Origin of the sequence: Akkermansia massiliensis, from assembly GCF_023516715.1 — a bacterium.
GTDB classification, from domain to species: domain Bacteria; phylum Verrucomicrobiota; class Verrucomicrobiia; order Verrucomicrobiales; family Akkermansiaceae; genus Akkermansia; species Akkermansia massiliensis.
On the sequence record NZ_JAMGSI010000002.1, the window covers coordinates 229,639 to 250,163 of the forward strand.

15 protein-coding genes are annotated in these 20,525 nt (G+C 60.0%); 6 read left to right on the top strand and 9 right to left on the bottom strand.

All coding sequences use genetic code 11. The features are described 5' to 3' along the window. Positions 1–25 precede the first annotated feature (25 nt). Positions 26–2,122 (top strand): heavy metal translocating P-type ATPase, encoded by a 2,097-nt coding sequence (locus tag M8N44_RS08710; RefSeq protein ID WP_102728653.1) that lies wholly within the window; start codon positions 26–28, stop codon positions 2,120–2,122. 60 nt (positions 2,123–2,182) lie between these two features. Here M8N44_RS08710 and M8N44_RS08715 read toward each other — a convergent pair whose 3' ends face one another. The 3 genes from M8N44_RS08715 to rlmB all read right to left on the bottom strand — a co-directional run bounded on the left by M8N44_RS08715 (position 2,183) and on the right by rlmB (position 4,467). After that, on the bottom strand, positions 2,183–2,590 hold the full coding sequence (locus M8N44_RS08715) for a metal-dependent transcriptional regulator (protein ID WP_022398212.1): 408 nt from the start codon (positions 2,588–2,590) through the stop codon (positions 2,183–2,185). Between the two features lie 434 nt (positions 2,591–3,024). Next, positions 3,025–3,846: a metallophosphoesterase gene (locus M8N44_RS08720; RefSeq protein WP_022398213.1), complete on the bottom strand. Its 822-nt coding sequence runs from the start codon at positions 3,844–3,846 to the stop codon at positions 3,025–3,027. A gap of 33 nt (positions 3,847–3,879) precedes the next feature. Continuing rightward, the gene (rlmB, locus tag M8N44_RS08725) at positions 3,880–4,467 is read right to left on the bottom strand and encodes a 23S rRNA (guanosine(2251)-2'-O)-methyltransferase RlmB (protein WP_022398214.1); all 588 of its coding nucleotides are present in this window, start codon (positions 4,465–4,467) and stop codon (positions 3,880–3,882) included. Positions 4,468–4,573: 106 nt separating this feature from the next. On the opposite strand from rlmB, the gene nadB reads away from it, so the two are divergent. From nadB to M8N44_RS08745, 4 genes are read left to right on the top strand one after another with little or no spacing between them, the layout of a single operon-like run. After that, positions 4,574–6,178 carry an L-aspartate oxidase gene (gene nadB / locus M8N44_RS08730; protein ID WP_022398215.1) on the top strand — a complete coding sequence of 535 codons (1,605 nt, stop codon included), beginning with the start codon at positions 4,574–4,576 and terminating at the stop codon, positions 6,176–6,178. Then, complete coding sequence (locus M8N44_RS08735) at positions 6,172–7,203, top strand: hypothetical protein (RefSeq protein WP_102728651.1); 1,032 nt, start codon at positions 6,172–6,174, stop codon at positions 7,201–7,203. Before nadB ends, M8N44_RS08735 begins: the two co-directional genes overlap by 7 nt. 17 nt (positions 7,204–7,220) lie before the next feature. Further along, positions 7,221–8,441, top strand: a complete 1,221-nt coding sequence (locus M8N44_RS08740) for a glycosyltransferase family 4 protein (RefSeq protein ID WP_102728650.1) — start codon at positions 7,221–7,223, stop codon at positions 8,439–8,441. Continuing rightward, positions 8,438–9,625: a glycosyltransferase gene (locus M8N44_RS08745; protein WP_022395897.1), complete on the top strand. Its 1,188-nt coding sequence runs from the start codon at positions 8,438–8,440 to the stop codon at positions 9,623–9,625. The genes M8N44_RS08740 and M8N44_RS08745 overlap by 4 nt, the downstream gene beginning before the upstream one ends. Positions 9,626–9,628: 3 nt before the next feature. Here the strand turns inward: M8N44_RS08745 and M8N44_RS08750 are convergent, their stop codons facing one another. Further along, positions 9,629–11,527 carry a RecQ family ATP-dependent DNA helicase gene (locus M8N44_RS08750; RefSeq protein ID WP_102728649.1) on the bottom strand — a complete coding sequence of 633 codons (1,899 nt, stop codon included), beginning with the start codon at positions 11,525–11,527 and terminating at the stop codon, positions 9,629–9,631. 87 nt (positions 11,528–11,614) lie between these two features. On the opposite strand from M8N44_RS08750, the gene M8N44_RS08755 reads away from it, so the two are divergent. Then, complete coding sequence (locus M8N44_RS08755) at positions 11,615–13,273, top strand: sulfatase family protein (RefSeq protein WP_102728648.1); 1,659 nt, start codon at positions 11,615–11,617, stop codon at positions 13,271–13,273. 88 nt (positions 13,274–13,361) lie between these two features. Here the strand turns inward: M8N44_RS08755 and M8N44_RS08760 are convergent, their stop codons facing one another. From M8N44_RS08760 to metK, 5 genes are all read right to left on the bottom strand, one after another. After that, positions 13,362–14,252, bottom strand: coding sequence for a hypothetical protein (locus tag M8N44_RS08760; RefSeq protein WP_146021148.1), 891 nt, complete (start codon positions 14,250–14,252; stop codon positions 13,362–13,364). Between the two features lie 313 nt (positions 14,253–14,565). Further along, positions 14,566–15,825: a protoporphyrinogen/coproporphyrinogen oxidase gene (locus tag M8N44_RS08765; RefSeq protein ID WP_102728646.1), complete on the bottom strand. Its 1,260-nt coding sequence runs from the start codon at positions 15,823–15,825 to the stop codon at positions 14,566–14,568. Between the two features lie 21 nt (positions 15,826–15,846). After that, positions 15,847–16,890 carry a hypothetical protein gene (locus M8N44_RS08770; RefSeq protein WP_102728645.1) on the bottom strand — a complete coding sequence of 348 codons (1,044 nt, stop codon included), beginning with the start codon at positions 16,888–16,890 and terminating at the stop codon, positions 15,847–15,849. A 982-nt stretch (positions 16,891–17,872) separates the two neighbouring features. Next, positions 17,873–19,288 carry an adenosylhomocysteinase gene (ahcY, locus tag M8N44_RS08775; RefSeq protein ID WP_102728644.1) on the bottom strand — a complete coding sequence of 472 codons (1,416 nt, stop codon included), beginning with the start codon at positions 19,286–19,288 and terminating at the stop codon, positions 17,873–17,875. Between the two features lie 22 nt (positions 19,289–19,310). Further along, positions 19,311–20,495: a methionine adenosyltransferase gene (gene metK, locus M8N44_RS08780; RefSeq protein ID WP_102728643.1), complete on the bottom strand. Its 1,185-nt coding sequence runs from the start codon at positions 20,493–20,495 to the stop codon at positions 19,311–19,313. Positions 20,496–20,525 lie beyond the last annotated feature (30 nt).

The following is a 20,525-nucleotide window of genomic DNA, read 5'->3' on the forward strand; positions in this document are numbered from 1 at the left end:
CCCCCTTTTTCATTTTTCCAAACCGATGCACTATCAGGTTATCCACCATACGCCCGGCAGGCTCCGGGTGCGCTGCGGCCGCGGCATGTTCAACCATGACCAGGCCTGCGGCATTGAATGCAGGCTCCTGAAGCTGAAAGGGGTCAGCTCCGTCAAGGCCACTCCCTGCAACGGGGGGGTGTTCATCCTGTACGAAGGGGCGAATCCCCAGACCATTTTCCGCGTGCTGGACAGGCTCAGGCCGGAAACGCTCCGCAGCCATGAACCGGAAGAACGAGCGGAAGCCAGGAAACTGGGCCAATCCTTTTCCCTTAAGATAGCCGGGAAAGTTTCTTCCTTCCTGCTCTGCAAATTATTCCTGCCGCCCCCTCTCAGAATGGCCAAGGCTTTCTGGAACTACGGCTCCTATTTCCGGCGCGGAATGGCAGGCCTGGGCAGCGGCAGGCTCAATGTGGCGGTTCTGGACGCCGTATCCATCGGTGTCTCCATCGGCACCAGGGCCTACGGAACGGCCAATTCCATCATGTTCCTTCTTTCCATTTCAGACCTGCTGGAAAATTACACGCGGAAGAAGACCCGGGCGGCGCTTGCGGCCAGCCTGAGCATCAACGTGGACCAGGTCTGGAGGGTGGAAAAGGACGGCATGCGCCAGGTTCCCATGGAACAAATCCGGCCCGGGGACAAGATCCGAGTGGACGCCGGCAACGTCATCCCCGTGGACGGCGCCGTCCTGTCCGGGGAGGCGGAAGTGAACCAGGCCGCCATGACGGGAGAATCGGAAGCGGCAGCCAAGCAGGAAGGCTCCGTCGTCTTCGCCGGGACCACGCTGGAAACAGGCTCCCTCGTCATCCGGGTGGACGCCATGGGCGACCAGTCCCGCATCAACAACATCATCGCCCTGATTGACCATTCGGAGGAATTGAAGGCCCGCATCCAGAGCCGGGCGGAAAAACTCGCGGATTCCATCGTTCCCCTCACCCTGCTCACGGCGGGTGCGCTGTTCCTGTTCACCCGGAACATCTCCAAGGCGCTCTCCGTGCTGATGGTGGATTATTCCTGCGCCATCAAGCTCGCCACGCCCATTTCCGTCATCTCCGCCATGAAGGAAGCTTCCGCGCGCAAGATCATGATCAAGGGCGGAAAATTCATGGAGCTGTTCGCCAGGGCGGACACCATCGTTTTTGACAAGACGGGCACGCTGACCTCCGCCTGCCCCCAGGTGACGCAGATTGTCCCCCTGAGCGACTGCAGCCGGGAATACATCCTGAAAACGGCCGCCTGCCTGGAAGAGCACTTCCCCCACAGCGTGGCGCGGGCCGTCGTGCGCAAGGCGCTGGAGGAAGGCCTGCACCATGAGGAAGAGCACGCGGAGGTGGAATACATCGTGGCCCACGGCATCTCCTCCCGCCTGCATGGGAAGAAGGTCCTCGTGGGCAGCTACCACTTCCTTTTTGAAGATGAAGGCATCCCCCTCACGGAAGAACAGCGGCAGACTATCCGCAGCCACGCCAGGGGCAAATCCAACATCTTCCTGGCCATAGGCCGCAGGGCGATCGGCATGATCGGCGTCAGCGATCCTCCCAGGCCGGAAGCCAGGGAAACGATCGCCCGGCTGAAGCGGCAGGGCATTTCCTCCATCATCATGCTCACCGGAGACAGCGAGTCCGCCGCCCGCGCCATCAGCCGCCAGCTGGGCATCACGGAATACCGCTCCCAGGTTCTGCCGGAGGACAAGGCGCGCTTCATCCAGCAGTTGAAGCAGTCCGGAAGAACGGTGTGCATGGTGGGTGACGGCATCAACGATTCCCCCGCCCTTTCCTGCGCGGACGTCTCCGTCTCCATGAAGGATTCCTCCGACATCGCCCGTGAAGTAGCGGACATTTCCCTGCTGTCCAGCTCCCTGAGTGAACTGGCGGTTTTAAGGGAACTAAGCTGCGCCGTCCTTGAAAAAATAGAGCGCAACTACCGCTTCATCGTCGGGTTCAACACCTCCCTGATTCTGCTGGGCATGTTCGGGCTGATTACCCCGGCCCTTTCCGCATTCCTCCACAATGCCTCCACGGTGTACGTCAGCGCGCGCAGCACGCGCCGCTGCCTGCCCCCGGTCGGCACTCCGCAGTAAAAGGAAAGGGATGGTTCATGTGGAAATGAACCATCCCTTTGAAAAACGTCCTGGGCCTTCCTATTCTCCGCTCTTCCGGCAATGCTCCGTCAGGAGCTGGAACCGGGAAATTTCCTCCAGCGTCATGATGTGTTCAATGCCGCAGGCCACTTCGTCCGCGCGCTTCTCCTCCATCTTCAGCACCGTGATCAGGAATTCTTTCACCATGGTATGGCAGGAAATAACCCGGTCCGCGTAATAACGGCCCTCCCGGGTCAGCACAATGGGGGAATACTGCGTATATTCAACCAGGCCGCGTTCCTTCAACTGCTTCATGGCCAGGGAGACGGAAGGCTTTTTCACGTTCAGCGCCTCCGCGATCTCTCCTACGGCGGCGCACCCTTTTTCCAGCTCGATGTTGCGGACGGCCTCAATGTAATCCTCCAGGCTGTTGCTCAGCTCCAGGGAGGGAAAGTTTTTGCGTATCATGACTGATGCTTATTAGGTTTAACTAACAAAAACAATAACCCAAGCTCCGGTCAAGTCAACCTCTTCTTGAAAAATATTAGGTGAGACAAACTTTTTTCTTGCAAGGCAAGTTAGATCTCACTAACTTTCATTCATGGTCAGCCCAAACCCGGAAAGAAACAACGGAAGAAAATGCTCCGGCGGCGTTCCCGCCAGAACGGAGTCCTTCTTCTCCAGGTTCTTTTCCGCCTCGCGCCCCTGCTGCTGCCGGGGCTGCGCCCTGAAATGCTCCGGGAAAAATTGTCCCTCCGACAACAAGGGAAAACAGGCGCGGCCAAACTCCTTGGGGAACGCGTCCACAAACTGTATGGACTAGTCATCCGGTGCTCTAACACATTATCGCCTAAACACGGGCGCGTTCCCCTTCCCTTTTTTCCTTCCTCTGCGGGACGCGGTCAGCGGAGAACCACCGCCGGACCGTCATACCCTTCAGGCGTATAGCTGCGGATGGAGACGCCCCCCTCCGCCGTCACGTCCGCCGCCCAGCACTCGGCATGGTGGAAGCAGGCGCCCAGATTGACGTACAGCCGCCCTCCCCTTTTCCCGGTCACCGCACGGCGGTGCAGATGGCCGAAGATGACGACTTCCGCTTCCGGGAAAAAGCGTTCCGTGAATTTCCGCATGCGCCGCATCATCGTCAGCCATGCCAGAAGAATCTGCGCGGGCCGCTCCGGCGGCCAGGCGGAATGCGCCAGAAAACGCACCAGCTTGTTCCGGCACGCCCCGGAACGCGTGTAAATGGGGGGAACCAGCACGCTCATGGCGCGCGCCAGTTCCAGCCGCCGCCGCAAATCCGTATCCGCCTCCGGGAACGCGGCAATCAGCTCACGGGAGGCCTGCTTGTTTTTCAAATATTCCCATCCCCACGGGGCCACCTCCTTGAACAGGGCATGACCGTGCAGGGCGCAGACGCGTCCCCCCTGCAATTTCAGCAGTCCGGCCTTCTCATCCGGGTCATGGTTGCCGGCCAGCAGCACGGGCTGCACTCCGGCATCCCGGCACATTTGCAGGAAACGGGCGCGTTTTTCCAGCCCTTCCGCCTGGCAGGGGCTTTCACGGGTTTCACTGAGGTCCCCGCACACCACCAGATGAGTGCACCCCTCCAGCAGGAAAGCCAGCTCCTCCGGCTCCCGGGCCAGCGCCTTGGCATGGCCGAAGTGGACGTCTGAAATGAACCGGGCACGTTCTCCCGGAGCAAGGTCAAGTTCCTGAATCATAAGGACGGAGGGAGGAGGAAAACAACCATGGAATCAGGAGCGCAGCCGCTGCCGCACCATCTCATACAGGCACACGCCCGTAGCTACGGACACGTTCAGGCACGGAACGCTCCCCTTCATGGGAATCCTGATCAGGAAGTCGCAATTCTCTTCCGTCAGCCGCCTCATTCCTTCCCCTTCCGCGCCCATCACCAGCGCGGCCGGCCCCGTGAAATCCGTTTCATACAGGTCGCGGTCCCCCTTGTCCGAGGTGCCGAATATCCAGATGCCGCGGCCCTGGAGCTGCTTCATGGTGCGCGCCAGGTTGGTCACCTGGATGAAAGGCACCTTTTCCGCCGCCCCCACGGAGACGCGCAGCACGGTCTCCGTAATGCCCACGGACTTGTCACGCGGAGCGATTACGGCATCCACGCCCGCGCCGTCCGCCGTCCGCAGAATGGCTCCCAGGTTGTGGGGGTCCTGCACGCAGTCCAGAATCAGCAGCAGGGGGTTGGGGGACTTGTCCAGAATCCCGTCCAGCACATCCTCTCCCAGCGCCTTCACGGCAATTTTGGCCGGAGCGCTGCGCACATGCTTGTTCCGGCGCGCCTCCTGTTCGTTCCCTTGGGGTCTCATGCCCATGAATTAGCGTGTTTCACGCTTCTTTTCCAGACAAATATGCCCCGCCGCCCCATCATTGGGCGTGACTTGAGGGTCTCCGTTATGCTACAGTTCCGTACCATTCAAGATGAAGACGAGCGACTTTTTAGTCATTGGGGCAGGTGTTGCCGGATTGAGTTTCGCCTTGAGAGCGGCGGAACACGGCAAGGTTGCCGTCATTACAAAAGGCAAATTTCTGGATTGCAGTTCCGCCAAGGCGCAGGGCGGCATAGCCGCCGTTTGGGACCGCAACGACTCCTTTGAAGACCACATTGCGGACACGCTGGACGCCGGCGCGGGCCTCTGCAACGAACAGGCCGTACGCACCATTGTGGAGGAAGGCCCCGGCGCCATCCGGGAACTGCTGGAATGGGGCGTCAATTTTGACCCCGGCAACCAGGGGGAGGATTACGAACTGGCCCGGGAGGGAGGCCATACCAAGCGGCGCATCCTCCACGCCAAGGACGCCACCGGCCTGGAAATCACCTCCAAGCTGCTGGAGGCGGCCAAGCTCCACCCCAACATCCAACTGCTGGAAGACCACTTCGCCATCGACCTGATTACGACGACCAAACTAGGTCTGGTCACGGAAGACCGCGTGCTTGGGGCCTACGTGCTGGACCGCGCCTCCGGGGAAGTGGAAATTTTCCGGTCAGACCGCGTGCTGCTCGCCACCGGCGGCTGCGGACGCGTGTACCTGTACACCACCAACAATGATTCCGCCACGGGGGACGGCGTAGCCATGGCCTGGCGCGCGGGAGCCACCATCGCCAACATGGAATTCGTGCAGTTCCACCCCACCTGCTTCTTCAACACCCGCGCGGAAGGAGCGGAAGCGCGCTCCTTCCTCATCTCCGAGGCCGTGCGGGGCGAAGGCGGCGTACTGATCGGAGCGGACGGGAAGGAATTCATGCACAAGTACGATCCCCGCAAATCCCTGGCCCCGCGCGACATTACCGCCCGCGCCGTGGACTCGGAAATGAAGAGGACGGGCAGCATGTGCGTCTATCTGGATATCTCCCATAAGCCGGAGGGCTTCGTCCAGGAGCGCTTCCCCCTGATTTACGAGACCTGCAGCCGCTACGGCATCAACCCCGCCAGGGAGCCCATTCCGGTCGTTCCCGCAGCGCACTTCCAGTGCGGCGGCGTCCTGACGGACGTCAACGGCCAGACCAGCCTGGACGGCCTTTACGCCGCCGGGGAAACCGGGTGCACGGGCCTCCACGGCGCCAACCGCCTGGCCTCCAACTCCCTGCTGGAATGCGTGGTGGTCGCCAAGCGCGCGCTGGACTCCATGCTCTCCCTCCAGCCGCTGAGAAAGGATGCCCCCACTTCTTACGACATCCCCGCGTGGCACCACGGGGATACCGCCCTGCCGGACGAACTTTCCGTCATCTATCACAATTGGGATGAAATCCGCCGCCTGATGTGGGATTATGTCTCCATCGTGCGGACCAACAAAAGGCTGGACCGCGCGGCCACGCGCCTCCGGATGCTTCACCGGGAGGTGAAGGACTTCTACTGGGGGTACCGCATCACGCCGGACATCCTGGAACTGCGCAACCTGGTGGCGGTGGCCTCCCTGATCGTGGACTGCGCCATGCGGCGCAATGAAAGCCGCGGGCTCCACTTCAACACGGATTATCCCGGCAAGCTGGATCACCGCTTCGTCACTCAACTGCACCGATGGTAAAACACTGGCAACGTCAACAGGCATTCCGGAAGGGTTCCGCTGGGAACTCCTTCCTTTCCGCATGCCTGCTTGCGTTGCTGGCCCTGGCTCCGGCAGGGGCCGCCAGGGCGGACATCCAGACGGGCCGGAGCGCAACCCGCGCCCTGGCGGACAGCTCCGGACGGCCCAAAGGCCCCGTCATCATCACCCCCACGCAGCGGGACCCGCTGCCCAGGGTCATCGTCAAATCACCCGCCGCGGCCGCGGGCGGCAAACGCCCGACGCCCCAGCCCCGCATCCTTCCCAGGACGGCCAGGCAGAGCCCCGGCACCTATCCCTGGCGGCTCAATATCACCGCCACGGTCTTCTGGGTGGGGGAGGATTCCACGGAGCGCAACCCGGTAGCCAACCACAAGAGCTCGTGGGACTCCGCCTGGCGGGAAAACTTCGGCGGTTTCGACAATCCGGACCCCGTGTGCCGCACCGTGGACTTCCGCCCGAAAACGTTCGTCCCCCGGCAAAATCCCTTTTACGTGGCGCTGCCCTACAATGACGTTTGCAAGGGAGAGCACAAGACGGAGGCGTCACGCGTCATCCCGTGGTTCCGCCGGGAATACACGGGGAAAGGGCAATCCGTCTGCAAAGGCAGGTGGGTGCAGATCGTCTACAACAAGCGCTCCTGCTTTGCCCAGTGGGAGGACTGCGGCCCCTTCACCACGGAAGACTGGCCCTATGTCTTCGGCGACAAGCCCCCCGTCAACACCCAAAACAAGGGAGCGGGCATCGACATCTCCCCCGCCGTGCGCGACTACCTGGGCATCACCGGCGGAACGGCCGTCGTCCACTGGCGCTTTGTGGAATTCTACCGCATCCCCCGCGGCCCCTGGTCCAAATGGGGGGATAACAACCCCTTCGTCAATTCCGAAGTAGGCCCCGGGAGAAAAGCCCTCCAATCCCGGGAAGACCGCCTGCGCCAGCAGCAGGAAGCCATCCAGAGGGAGCTGTTGAAGGATCCCCAGAAGCTCAGGAGGGAACTCCAGGGATAGTCCGTTCCGCCGCGGCCATGCAACGTCCACGCATTCTACATATTTTCAGCCGCTACGGCGACGTGGGGGGGGAGGAAGTCTGCTTCCGCGCCATCACGGAAGAGCTGCGTGCCGTGGCGGACGTCACCCCCTTTGTCTATTCCACCGCGGAGCTGTTCCAGAGCCCCCACGGCGCGCTGACGAAAATGCGCTACATGCTCCGCAACAGGGACGTGGAGGAAAAGCTGCGCGAATGCCTGCGCAGAGACCGCTATGACGCGTGGATCATCCACAACACGTTCCCGGCCATGTCCCCCTGCGTCTACGGGCTGGCCCTGAAGCAATCCGTTCCCGTCATCCACTACCTGCACAACTACCGCGCCGGATGCCTCAACGGGGTATTCTACCGGGACGGCTCCCCCTGCTTCTCCTGTAAAAACGGCAACTACCTTCCCGGCGTCCTGCACGCCTGCTGGCGCGGCAGCGCGGCCTATTCCGCCCTGGCGGCCGCTACGCTGTATAAAACGCGCCGCATGGGCACCTGGAACCGCCTTTCCTCCTACATCGCCGTCAGCCGCCGCCAGCGGGAGCTCCTCATCCAAACCGGAATACCGGAGGACAAAATCAGGGTCATTCCCCACTTCATCCGGCAAAAAACCACCCCCGCCGGACCACCCCCGCCGGACCACCCCCGCCGGGACGTTCTTTACGCCGGACGCCTTACGCAGGAAAAAGGCGTCCTCCCACTGGTTCAGGCGTGGGAACGCCTTGCCCCTCCCGGCCGCACCCTCTACCTGATGGGGGACGGCCCCCTGCGCGGGGAACTGGAGCGCTACGTCGCTTTCCGCCGCCTTGAATCCATCCGCCTGACCGGGTTCATTCCCCATGAGGAACAGGGCGCCGTGCGCGCCGCCTGCGGACTGGCCGTGGCGCCCTCCCTGTGGGAGGAAACCTTTGGCATGGTCGTCCTGGAATCATGGCTCCACGGCACGCCCGTCATCGTCACCCCCCGCGGCGGCCTGCCGGAGCTCATCAGCCACGGCCGGAACGGCTGGATTGCCCGGGAACCTTCCGCGGACGCGCTGGCGGAAACGCTGCGCACCGCCCTGGAGGAAGAGGAACGCTGGCCGTCCATGGGCGCGCACGGGCAGCAGCTCCTGTCCTCCACGTATTCTCCCGCCGCATGGCTTCAGTCCATGGGCAGCCTTCTTGAGGAACTCCGCCTCTTCCGTCAATCCCCCAACATCACGGCATCATGAAATGGTACACCTGCACTCCCGTTCCCTTCAAAGGGGACCACACCTTCTTTTCCCGTGATTCCGGGGCTTTCTGCAAAGCCTTCCAGCGGATCGGCTTGGAAAGCAGGGCCATCATGCCCACGCCCGTCCAGGAGGGGGACGACCCCGACCTCATCCGCACGGAGTACGCCAACCTGGAAGACGCCGCCTGGTGGAAATCCCTGGGCATTGACGGACTGGTCCTGTACGCCTGGGGCACGGGCAAATATCTTCCCATCGCCAGGGCCATCCATGACGCGGGCATCTTCCTGGTGGTGTACATGGATTCCTCCGGACTGTTTTTTCCGTGGCAATACTGGCTCCCCATCGCGGAAAACATGTGGACCAGGGACGTCTTCGCCCGCGGAAAAATCAGGGGCACCGCCTTTTTCCTGCTGCGCCTGCTGAAACAGCACACCTGGAACCTGGCCAGCCGGGGAAGAAGAAAACACCTGGACCAGGGGGACATGGTAGCCTTCCCCATGCCGGCAGCCGTCAAATCCATTCAGGACCGGGAATGGCTCTACGGAAAATCCATCGTCCGGAAACTGGCCCTCATTCCCAACCCCATTTCCTCCACCTGCCGCTATGCCGGGGAGAAACGCAACATCATCATGGCCGTGGGCCGCTGGGACGACCTTCTCTACAAACGCCCCTTCCTGCTGATGGCCACGCTGGAACAGGCCCTGCCCCGCGCACCGCACTGGGAAGCGGAAATCTACGGGAACATCCCTCCCCTCCTCCGGGAATGGCACGGCAATCTTCCGGAAGACCTCCGCGCCCGCATCCGCCTGGCCGGCTACCTGCCCAACGCGGAGCTGCAAAAGAAATACTCCCAAGCCAGAATCAGCCTCTGCACCTCCCGGTCCGAGGGAACGCACGTCGCCTCCGCGGAAGCGCTCTGCGCCGGGGCTTCCGTCGTTGGTCCGCGCCTTACGCCCCTGCTGAACTGCCTGCAATGGTACGTTTCCCATGATTCCGGCACGCTCAGCCCAAAAGACACCCCGGAAAGCGTCTCCGGGGCGCTGCTGGAGGAAATCCGCGCCTGGGATGAAGGAAAACGCAGCCCGGAGGAAATTTCCCGCTACTGGTGCTCCCTGCTGCATGCGGAAAACTCCTGCAAGCGCATCATTGCCGCTTATGAGGCCGCCAAAGGCGGCAGCTGACCGCTAATTCCCCAACAGGGCGCGGGCCTCTATCCACACGTCCTCCCAGCTTCTGTCCGCCAGCGTCCCGTAAAGGGGGTGCCCCCACAGCCGCGCGCGCATGGCCGCCGGAGAAGCCAGCCCCAGCAGAAAACGCGTCAACTGGGAAGGGCGGGCCAGCGCGGGCTTCCTCTGCGCCGCCAGCTCCATGACGGCGGAACGCAGTTCTTCCGGAAGCGGTCCGGGTTCCTCCAATTCCATCTCCGCAGGTACTGCGCCGCAGCACCCCGGACAATGCCCGCAGGGTCCGGACGGCTCCCGGAAGCCGAAGTAGGCGTCCAGGCTCCTGTTGAGGCAGGCGGAAGACGTCAGCGTGGAAACGCACGTTTTCCAGCGTTCCAGCCCGTTCAGCCGGGACCGGGAAAAATACTGCGCGAATTCCTCCGCGGCTTCTTCCGCATCAAACCCTTCCGAATGCAGGTGAAGGGCTGTCTGGCGCAGGTCCACCTTCCATTCCCCGGAAAGGACCAGCTCGTCAAGCCATGCGCCGGCTTCTTCCCAGGAAATCCCCCATTCCGCGGCCAGAGCCTCCACTTCCCCCTCCCGGTGGCCGTCCATCCATTGCAGCCGGGAACGTTCCTCCCCATCGCGGCCGCACAGGATTTCCTCCATCCGGAACAGGGGGCGCACCTTGTAATACTTGTACCCCATGCCCTGTTCCCGGACGGAACCGGAACGCTTCAGGTCAAAGAGCATCCGGTCCACCGCCACATCCGGCAAGTCATGGACCGCGGAGGCCTCATACAGGGACACAATATGCTCTCCCCTCCGGGACAGCAGGGACGCCAGCCCTTTTACGCCATGGCGTTCCGGCTCCGCCGCATGCAGGCGGTTGACCACGGCCACGCCGTCGCGCCCGGACAGCATCACCAGACTGAAGGAAGGCAGCCCGTCGCGCCCGGCACGGCCGGATTCCTGCACATACGCTTCCAGGCTGGCGGGGGGATGGTAATGCACCACGGAGCGCACGTCCGGCTTGTCAATTCCCATGCCGAAGGCGATCGTCGCCACCAGCACGTCCGCCGCCCCCGCCAGGAACTCATCCTGAACCAGCCCCCGCGTTTCCGGCGGCATGCCCGCATGGTAGGACTTGACGGAAAAACCGGCCTTCCCCAGTTCATAGGAAAGATTCTCCGCATCCTTCCGGGTGCGGATGTACACCACGGCGGGACGGTGGCCGTCCTCTTTCAAAAACTGCACCAGCCGCGCGGTTTTATCCTGCTCCTTCAGCACTTCCGCCTGGCGGAAAATATTCGCCCGGTAAGGCGCGGCGCGGAAGATGCAGTCCTCCTGCACGTCAAACAGGGCGGCCAGGTCGCGGCACACCCGTTCCGTAGCCGTGGCCGTCAGGGCCATAACGCTCCGGAACCCATGCTTTTTAAAAAAAACGGGAAGCCCCAGGTAATCCGGGCGGAAACTGTGCCCCCACTCCGAGAGGCAGTGCGCCTCATCCACCACGAACAAGCCGGGAGAAACAAACTCCATGGCCTGCCGCATCCACGGGGATTCCAGAGACTCCGGCGCGGCGAACAGCAGGCGGACGGCCCCGGACTTCAGGCTGTCCAGCAGGGCGCCCTTCTCTTCCTCCGCCAGGGAGGAATCATACCTGGCCGCGGCCACGCCCAGCTTTTCCAGCCCGGCCACCTGGTCTCGCATCAGGGCGATCAGCGGGGAAACCACCACCGTCACCCCGTCTCCCAGCACTGCCGGAATCTGGTAACAAAGGCTCTTGCCGGAACCCGTAGGCAAAATGCCGATGCAGGACCGGCCCGCCAGCGCGCACTCCATCAGCTCCCGCTGCATGGGGCGGAACCGCTCCTTGCCGAACAAACGCAGCGTGTCTTCCAACGGGGAGGAATGCATGGGAAAATGATATCATAACGGAAAATCCCGGCAAAAGGAATCCTATGACATTGACACGGTGGCTTCATCCTATATCCTCCATGCAATATGAGACCTTTGAAAACCATCATTGCCGGAACTCTGGTCCTGCTGGCGGCAGCTCCCCTCACAGCCCAGACCAAGGCTGCGGGGAATAAAAAGCCGAACATCCTTTTCATCATCACGGACGACCACGCCTACCAGACGCTGGGCACCTCCAAGAACGATTCCCCCGTCTCGCTGCCCAACTTCAACAAGCTGGGCAGACAAGGCATGGTCTTTGACCGCAGCTACTGCGCCAACTCCCTGTGCGGACCCTCCCGCGCCTGCATCCTGACCGGAAGACACTCCCACATGAACGGCTTCGTCTTCAACGGCCAGAGGCCGCTGGACGGCTCCCAGCCCACCTACCCGAAGATGCTGCAAAAAGCCGGCTACCAGACGGGCCTGTTCGGCAAATGGCATCTGGAATCAGACCCCACCGGCTTTGACACGTGGGAAATCTTCCCCGGCCAGGGCAGTTACTACAATCCGGATTTCATCAGCCTCAAGCCGAACGGGAAGCGCCAGACGAAGCGCTTCCCCGGCTACGCCACGGACGTGGTCACGGACAAATCCATCCAATGGCTGGAAAACCGGGACAAGGACAAGCCTTTCCTTCTCGTCGTAGGCCACAAGGCTCCTCACCGCGCCTGGTGCCCCGCCCTGCGCCATCTGGGCAAGGTAAACACGTCCAAGCTGACGCCGCCCGCCAACTTCCATGACGACTACGCCAACCGCCCGGAATTCCTGAAGAAAAACCAGCAGACCGTAGCCAGGCACATGGCGATTTATTCTGACCTCAAGGTGCTCAAGGACCAGGTGCCGGAAGACATGCGCAAGAGCATCGTCTCCCCCGGCTACGGCTGGGACCTGGGCGAACTGAACCGCATGACCCCGGAAGAAAAGAAAACCTGGACGAACTACTACGCCAAGCGCACCAAGTCCCTGGTGGACGGCATGAAATCCGGGAAGCTGAAAGACCCGAAAGCCTTCGCGGAATGGAAATGGCACGCCTACATGGAAGACTACCTGGGCTGCCTGCTTTCCGTGGACGACAGCATCGGACGCCTCATGAAATACCTGGACAAGGAAGGCCTTTCCAAAGACACGCTGGTCATCTACTGCGGCGACCAGGGCTTCTACATGGGCGAACACGGCATGTACGACAAGCGCTGGATTTTTGAGGAATCCCTCCGCATGCCCCTCATCATGAGATGGCCCGGAAAAATCCCCGCGGGCATCCGCAATACCACCATGGTGCAGAACATCGACTACGCTCCCACCATCGTTTCCGCAGCAGGAGCGGACACCCCGGAAAACATGGATACCTTCCAGGGCGTTTCCCTGCTTCCCACGGCCTTCACGGGCAAGAAGCCGGACAACTGGAGGGACGCCATCTACTACTGCTTCTACGAGAATCCTGGCGAACACAACGCCCCGCGCCACGACGGCATCCGGACGGACCGCTACACGCTCTCCTACATCTGGACCAGTGACGAATGGATGCTCTTTGACATGAAGAAGGATCCCATGCAGATGAAGAACGTCATTGACGATCCCGCCTACAAGTCCACCGTGGAACAGCTCAAGAAGCGCTACAACGAACTCCGCAAGGCGTACAAGGTCCCGGAAAACTGCCCCGGAGGAAAGGGAACGCCCATTCCCAAATTTGACGCTTCCTGGTAGGAAGCCGTTCCAGCGGAACTTTTCCCAGGCGCCGGAAGATTCCGGCGCCTTTTTATTCCCTGGGTATCCCGGCTATTCCACCCCGTCTTTACCCGTAAAAACCTTTGCGGGGGCCCAATCCGGCGATCTTGGACAATTTATTCACGGCCTTCTCGCAAAAAGCAATTGCATGGTGAACGCCGGAGAGAAAGGTAAGCAAAGGCCTTTCCACCCTCTCCGCTCCAAGCTCTCCCAAAAAGAAGTCCGGATCCTTGTCATCAAATCCGGGGTGCCGTAAAAAGGGATGCCTCCCGTCAAGATGGATGACTCCCTTCCCGGAATAAAGGCAATCCAGATGGTTCATGGCCGCAACAAGCGACCACAGCGTCTGGTCATGCGTATGGTCCGCAAAATTGTCACGGCAGCGGCTTTTTTCCTCCGGAGTCGGGGAAGACACCAGGCTGAACTGCCGGCATAGTTCCATCCATTCACGAAGAATCCGGACGCTTTCTTCCGATTTTTTCAGGAAACACGGAGTCGGCTGAATCAGGGGGCTATGCTCGAAATCCCTGATATCCAGATTCAATGCGTCAAAAACGCTCTGCTTGCACCATCTTGACAAATCTCCCGTGTAATAGGAGATATTCACTCCCGGCAGGATATCCTGCCCCTTCTCCTCCAGCCATTGGACAAGAGGCTGTACTGAATGGCGGAAAAGCGTTCCCGGCGGACGCCCCGCATCCGTGTAAAGCAAATAGTCCCCTTCCTGCAGGCTTTCCAGTTCCCTGAGCATGATGAAGGGTTTCCAGCACCAGTAACCGGCCCCATGCAAATGAGGGTCAAACCAGGGCACTTCGCGCCTGATGCCTGCGGACAGAAGGCGGCCAAGATTCCAGAAAGACAATTCCACGGAAGGCTCCGCCAGCTTTAAACTTGTCATCCGCATCCACTGCCGCCAGCGGTAGCCGCGTGTCGCGAAAGAACAATAACGAATAGCCATGCGCGTTGATTCCGGGTAAACGCATGGCCGGGTAGAACATGGGCCATGCTTTCTGCACGCCCTTTCTAGCGAGTTGGTAATCCGCTTGTTTGGAGAAAATAAAAGAGAACCTGTAAAAATATAACCCTGAAAAAGTTGTCTGTTCAGGCCATCCTACGGGGATGATGGAAAATCTTTTTTATTACACGTCAAATATCTGGAATTCGTTCTCCGTTAAAATTTTCCATTGACAGCGGATTACCAATCCACAGCGTTGGCCGGATACTTGCCGATAAACGCCTTTTTTATATTCCCGCGTCCGCGGGGGGCGCCCTTATGGTTGAAGCTCCGCGTCCAGCCGCTTATCCAGGTCCATGGCGGCGCCGATAGCCGCATCCATGTTATAATACTCCCACTCCGCAAAACGCCCCAGCAGGTAAATGCCCCTGGGTTCCAGGCACTCCTTCAGCTCCCGGATCAGGGCCCGGCTGGACGCATCCTGCACGGGATAGGTATATTCCTCCCAGTGATGGGCCAGGTAGGAGGGGGAAAAGGGAATAAGCTCCAACTGCCGCCTGATTTCCTCTTCCGTCATTTGCTCGGAAAACTCAATGGTGGCGGTGGTAATGTCTCCGTTATTGTTGTTCCTGGAAAAATTCCCCGTGCAGATGATGCGGTGGGAACGGTGGTCCGGGGAGGGCATGTAAATCCAGCTATAGCCGTTGGGGTCAATCCGGCACAGCACGGAGGTGGTGCCGTGGGAGCGCAATGCCGAAATCCGGGGAAGGAACGGACGGAGTTCATCCACGCCGGGAAAGCAGTCCGCAAGCTGCCTGGCATTCCCTGTAAAAACAACCCGGTCAAACAATTCTCCCTGCACGAGCCATTTTCCATCCTGCGCACGGATGTCCGCAGCCTCCGCCCGGTACCTGACCTTCAGGCCGCGCGCCAGCGTATCCGCCAGGAACTGGGAGCCGCCGCGCTTTGCATAAAAGAAGGAGCTGTGCACCATGGCGCTTTCGTTGACGCGACCAATGTTATTCAACAGGATTTCCGCCACGGTCGGCATGGGCAGCTTGTCTTCCAGCCAGTCCATGGCGATTCCGTTGATGTCCTGCCGCCACACCTTGTTGTTGTAGGGCGTGAAATAAAGGTCGTTCAGGGTCTTCCCGAAACGGTTCCGGAAAAATTCTCCCAGGGAACTGGGTTCCGCAGGGGGATTCCTGTAAAGCTCCAGCAGTTCATGGACGATGGAGGAACGGACGGCCTCCGGAAACTGGTCGAGATGGTTCTCAATGGGATAATCCACCACAGCCCCGCCCTCCAGGGAAATGACGGCACGGCGGCGGGCGGAAACAAAATCACGCTCCCTGTCAAACCGGGACCAGAACCAGTCCAATACCTCCTGCCGCCGGGAATTGAACACATGACCGCCTACCAGGTGGTACAAATTGCCCTGCACCTCCGCGCACTTGACTAGGCCGCCGGGGCGGCTGTCCTTCTCGTAAACCACTACCTCATGCCCCTTTTTCAAGAGCATTCCGGCCATGGACAATCCGGAAACTCCGGCTCCGATCACAGCATATTTCATCATGGAATAAAGAAAATCAATGGATTAAAGACCACGCGCACCGAATTTGGACAATTTCACGGGATGGAGGTACAGGTATTCCTGCGGAAAGGAGGCAAGCAATTTGCCCAGGTCTCCGCCGGAAGAGGACACCAGCCCGTCAATGACGGCGTTCATGGCCTCAAAATGTTCCGGATCCTGCGGGAACCAGACGTTTCCGGACTTGTACTGCGTGTCTTCCAGCGTAGCCAGCCGCGTTCCGGGAAGGAGCTGCAAGGCTGTGGGAATAGCAAGCTCCACAAACATGTTCCATGCGGAAAATACCTCAAGGATGCGGCAAAAATCGTCAAACTTCCCTTTCGGAATGCACACGATGTCCGAATAACCGAAGACGACGGGATAGGAATACCGGTACTTTTTGATCCGGTGCTTCCAGTGGTTCAGCAGATGCCAGATTCTGCCCTTCAGCACCTTCCAGTTGGCATGAATGCCGCCGCCGGGACTCCACTTGGGCAGGAACATGCGCACGCGGGACAGCTCGTCATGCTGCATGAGGTTCCTGGATTTCAAAATCTGACGGGCTTCCCCGTACGGCGGAACATTCTTGTTGACGCTGTCCGCATCAATGCCGGCGGGAGCCGTGGAAAAACGGTGGGCCTCCACCGTTCCACGGTAGCACACCGGCAGGGAGACATCCACAAAACCGTCCAGGTAGCACGTATCCTCCCCATGGATTCCCAGCAGAGACGGCGTGGAAAACTCGTCAAACCGGGGATTCAGGAGCAGGTCGTCTCCGATGATGAGAATATAATCGCCATCCAGATTCCTGATTCTTTCCCGGGCCTGTAAAATATAATTATAAAACTGGAATGAATTGCCGAATACAGAACATACGTCCGGAGCGTCCCCCCTGTAATAGGGCATTAATTGAAGCAGCCCGGAAAAACGCCTTGAATAAATCTCCCTGATTACCGGAATGTTGCGGTCATACTGGTGGTTGAACAACACAACGAGAGCCGTTTTCCGGGAAGAAGTATCCATGGTACGTTTGATGTAGGGGAGCAACCCGCGCCCTTCAACGGAAGGCATTGGAAAAACATGGATTGCACCCTGGGAGCATGCGCCATTAAAACGGCTTCATGAATACATTACGGATTTGAAATCCGGGGTCAAGCCTGCACATTTGAAAGAAAAACATTTTCGGAAAATTCCGTTTGCCAATACTCCGGCATCGACAGAGGCCGTTCTTGACGTAAATAAGCTTTCTTTTCATTTCAAAAAAGCCGGGAGGGTATAACACAAAAAAATGGAGCAGGCAGGAACGGGAACGGCGCGACGGTGATGAACGGCGAAGCTGCGGCTCCGGCTCCCGGGAACGGAAGATTCCGGCCTCTCGTGGCTGAAACCCCTTCTGGAGCATGGCGTAAGCTCTTGCTTGCATAACCGTCTCTGCGCTCCGGAGGGAATATCCATCAGGCCCGGGAGGCCCTGGCTCCCAGGCGACACGCACCCGTGAAAAAGAACTGATGGAGCGTTGATTCAGGATTTGCGCCCACCATCCCGGAGCATAACTGTTCCGGACTGCAGAGTCTCACCGGATTTCAAACCCGCCCGTGAAACAGGGCTGTTTTAAGCCTGCAAGCAAGCCGCATGATACCAGCAGGAAACAAGCCGGTGCTACTTTAATTTTCCCGAATTCCTCCCTGCGTTCCGGAACCGGCTTCTTCTTTTCTCCGGCAGTGGTGTGTTCAAGGGGAAACGTTGAGTTGGAATACTGGCTGATATAACAGGAAAGCAAAACATGAAGCTCACTCCGGAAGAATATTTCTTTCATTCCCTCCATCCAGGGCGCGGAGCCAAAACCCCATTCTGCGCCGGAAACGGACTTCATTTTCCCGCTCCTTCAACAATGGCCAATGCCGGAAAGCATTTTCTCCCCTCTTATCTTTTCACGGAAAAAACAGTGGGCACACCTGAATTCCCTCCCCTGCTCCGCCGCGAAAATGGAAAAAGCCGTTCCACCGGGAAAGCTTCCCGATGAAACAGCCGGAAAACGGAGCCCCCCGCCGGATCAATACCTGTAAAAGTCCGGCTTGTACGGGCCTTCCACCGGAACGCCGATGTAGTCCGCCTGTTCCGGACGCAGGACGGTAAGCTTGCAGCCGATCTTGCCGAGGTGCAGGCGCGCCACCTCTTCATCCAGCACCTTGGGAAGCACTTCCACGCCCACGGGGCGGTTTTCACGGGTATTCCACAGTTCCAGCTGCGCCAGAACCTGGTTGGCGAAGCTGTTGGACATCACGAAGCTGGGGTGCCCCGTGGCGCAGCCCAGGTTGACCAGGCGGCCTTCCGCCAGCAGGTACAGGCTGTTGCCGGACGGGAACGTGTAACGGTCCACTTGCGGCTTGATGTTCAGGTGTTTAATGCCGGGATAGGTCTGGAGCTTGTGCACCTGGATTTCATTGTCGAAGTGGCCGATGTTGCACACAATGGCCTGGTCCTTCATCTTTTCCATGTGCTCAATGCGGATGATGCCGCAGTTCCCCGTGGTGGTTACGTAAATGTCCGCCCAGCCCAGCGTGTCCTCCACCGTCAGCACGCGGTAGCCTTCCATGGCGGCCTGGAGCGCGCAGATGGGGTCTATTTCCGTCACGACCACCTGGGCGCCCATGCCGCGCAGGGACTGGGCGCAGCCCTTGCCCACGTCCCCGTAGCCGCAGACCACGGCCACCTTGCCGGCGATCATGACGTCCGTGGCGCGCTTGATGCCGTCCACCAGGGACTCGCGGCAGCCGTACAGGTTGTCAAACTTGGACTTGGTCACGGAATCGTTCACGTTGATGGCCGGAATCAGCAGGCGGCCCGCGGCCTGCATCTGGTACAGGCGGTGCACGCCCGTGGTCGTTTCCTCGGAAACGCCCTTCAGCTCAGGCAGCCAGCGGTGGAAAATGCCGGGCGTTTCCGCGGCGATCTTTTTCAGGAGGTCCTTGATGACTTCCTCTTCTTCCGACTCCGACGGGGTGTTCACCCAGCCGGAACCTTCCTCCATCTCATACCCGCGGTGGATGAGCAGGGTGGCGTCTCCGCCGTCGTCCACAATCAATTGCGGCCCCAGACCGTCCGGAAAGTTCATGGCCTTCCAGGTGCAGTCCCAGTATTCCCGGAGCGTTTCCCCCTTCCAGGCGAACACGGGCGTGCCGGATTTGGCAATCGCGGCGGCGGCGTGGTCCTGGGTGGAGAAAATATTGCAGCTGGCCCAGCGCACGGAGGCGCCCAGGGCCGTCAGCGTTTCAATCAGCACGGCCGTCTGCACCGTCATATGCAGGGAGCCCATGATGCGCACGCCCTCCAGGGGCCTGGCGTCCGCGTACTTTTCACGCACGGCCATCAGGCCGGGCATTTCATGTTCCGCAATGTCCAGTTCCTTGCGTCCGAAATCCGCCAGGCTGATATCGCGCACCTTGTATTGTTCCGTTTCTGAAAACATGTCTGTAAACGTTGTCGTTGGATTAATGAAGAAGTTGTTTCAGGGAGGCCAGGCGCGTTTCGTCCAGTTGTTCCCAGGGAAGCTCCGGATTGGTGAAATGCCCGTAGTGCGTCGTCTTCCGGTAAATGGGTCGCAGCAGGTCGAGCTGGTCCACCATGTCCGCAGGCTTGAAGGAGAAAATGCCTTCCAGCGCGCTTTCAATGGCTTTTTCCTCCACCTTTCCGGTGCCGAAGGTATCCACCCGGATGGAAACGGGGGTGGGGTAGCCGATGGCGTAGGCCACCTGCAATTCACACTTGTCCGCCAGCCCGGCGGCTACGATGTGTTTGGCGACCCAGCGGCACATGTACGCCGCGGAACGGTCCACCTTGGACGGGTCCTTCCCGGAGAAGGCGCCGCCGCCGTGGCGGCCCATGCCGCCGTACGTATCCACAATGATCTTGCGGCCCGTCAGGCCGGAATCCCCGTGGGGGCCGCCCACCACGAATTTCCCCGTGGGATTGATGAAGTACTCCGTCCTGTCATCCAGCAGTTCCGCAGGAAGCACGGTCTTAATGAGTCTGACGCAGTAATTGTAAATCGTATCATGGTCCACTTCCTCCGTGTGCTGGGTGGAGATAACCACGTTCTCAATATGCACGGGGCGTCCGGCCTCATCATAGGCCACGGCCACCTGGGACTTGCAATCCGGTCGCAGCCAGTCCACATGCCCGCGCTTGCGGCGCTTGGCCAGTTCCATGAGCAGCTTGTGGGCGAACACGATGGGGGCCGGCAGCAGCTCCGGCGTCTCGTTCGTCGCGAAGCCGAACATGATGCCCTGGTCCCCGGCGCCCTGCTCCGCGTGGCCCTTGCCCTCCGCTTCCCGCGCGTCCACGCCCTGGGCGATGTCCGGAGACTGTTCCGTGAGCAGGTTCGTGAAAAAGACGGTATCCGCATGGAACACGTCGTCGTCCTGCCGGTTGCAGTACCCGATCTCCCGGATGGCCTGGCGGGCGATCTTTTCCGGATTGATTACCGCCTTGGTCGTCAGCTCTCCGGCGATGATGACCATGTTGCTCTTCACCAAAGTTTCGCACGCGACGCGGCTAGTTTTGTCTTGAGCCAGGCAGGCGTCTAAAATAGAGTCGGAAATGTAGTCGGCCACCTTGTCCGGATGGCCTTCTCCAACGGATTCCGACGTGAAGATGTGAGGGTTGTTTTTACTCATATCGATAAATCTCGATGCGTTGATATATTA

Coding starts and splice junctions, on each gene's coding strand:
- M8N44_RS08710 (WP_102728653.1), top strand. CDS start 26: ATGCACTATCAGGTTATCCACCATACGCCCGGCAGGCTCCGGGTGCGC.
- M8N44_RS08715 (WP_022398212.1), bottom strand. CDS start 2,590: ATGATACGCAAAAACTTTCCCTCCCTGGAGCTGAGCAACAGCCTGGAG.
- M8N44_RS08720 (WP_022398213.1), bottom strand. CDS start 3,846: ATGATTCAGGAACTTGACCTTGCTCCGGGAGAACGTGCCCGGTTCATT.
- rlmB (WP_022398214.1), bottom strand. CDS start 4,467: ATGGGCATGAGACCCCAAGGGAACGAACAGGAGGCGCGCCGGAACAAG.
- nadB (WP_022398215.1), top strand. CDS start 4,574: ATGAAGACGAGCGACTTTTTAGTCATTGGGGCAGGTGTTGCCGGATTG.
- M8N44_RS08735 (WP_102728651.1), top strand. CDS start 6,172: ATGGTAAAACACTGGCAACGTCAACAGGCATTCCGGAAGGGTTCCGCT.
- M8N44_RS08740 (WP_102728650.1), top strand. CDS start 7,221: ATGCAACGTCCACGCATTCTACATATTTTCAGCCGCTACGGCGACGTG.
- M8N44_RS08745 (WP_022395897.1), top strand. CDS start 8,438: ATGAAATGGTACACCTGCACTCCCGTTCCCTTCAAAGGGGACCACACC.
- M8N44_RS08750 (WP_102728649.1), bottom strand. CDS start 11,527: ATGCATTCCTCCCCGTTGGAAGACACGCTGCGTTTGTTCGGCAAGGAG.
- M8N44_RS08755 (WP_102728648.1), top strand. CDS start 11,615: ATGAGACCTTTGAAAACCATCATTGCCGGAACTCTGGTCCTGCTGGCG.
- M8N44_RS08760 (WP_146021148.1), bottom strand. CDS start 14,252: ATGGCTATTCGTTATTGTTCTTTCGCGACACGCGGCTACCGCTGGCGG.
- M8N44_RS08765 (WP_102728646.1), bottom strand. CDS start 15,825: ATGATGAAATATGCTGTGATCGGAGCCGGAGTTTCCGGATTGTCCATG.
- M8N44_RS08770 (WP_102728645.1), bottom strand. CDS start 16,890: ATGCCTTCCGTTGAAGGGCGCGGGTTGCTCCCCTACATCAAACGTACC.
- ahcY (WP_102728644.1), bottom strand. CDS start 19,288: ATGTTTTCAGAAACGGAACAATACAAGGTGCGCGATATCAGCCTGGCG.
- metK (WP_102728643.1), bottom strand. CDS start 20,495: ATGAGTAAAAACAACCCTCACATCTTCACGTCGGAATCCGTTGGAGAA.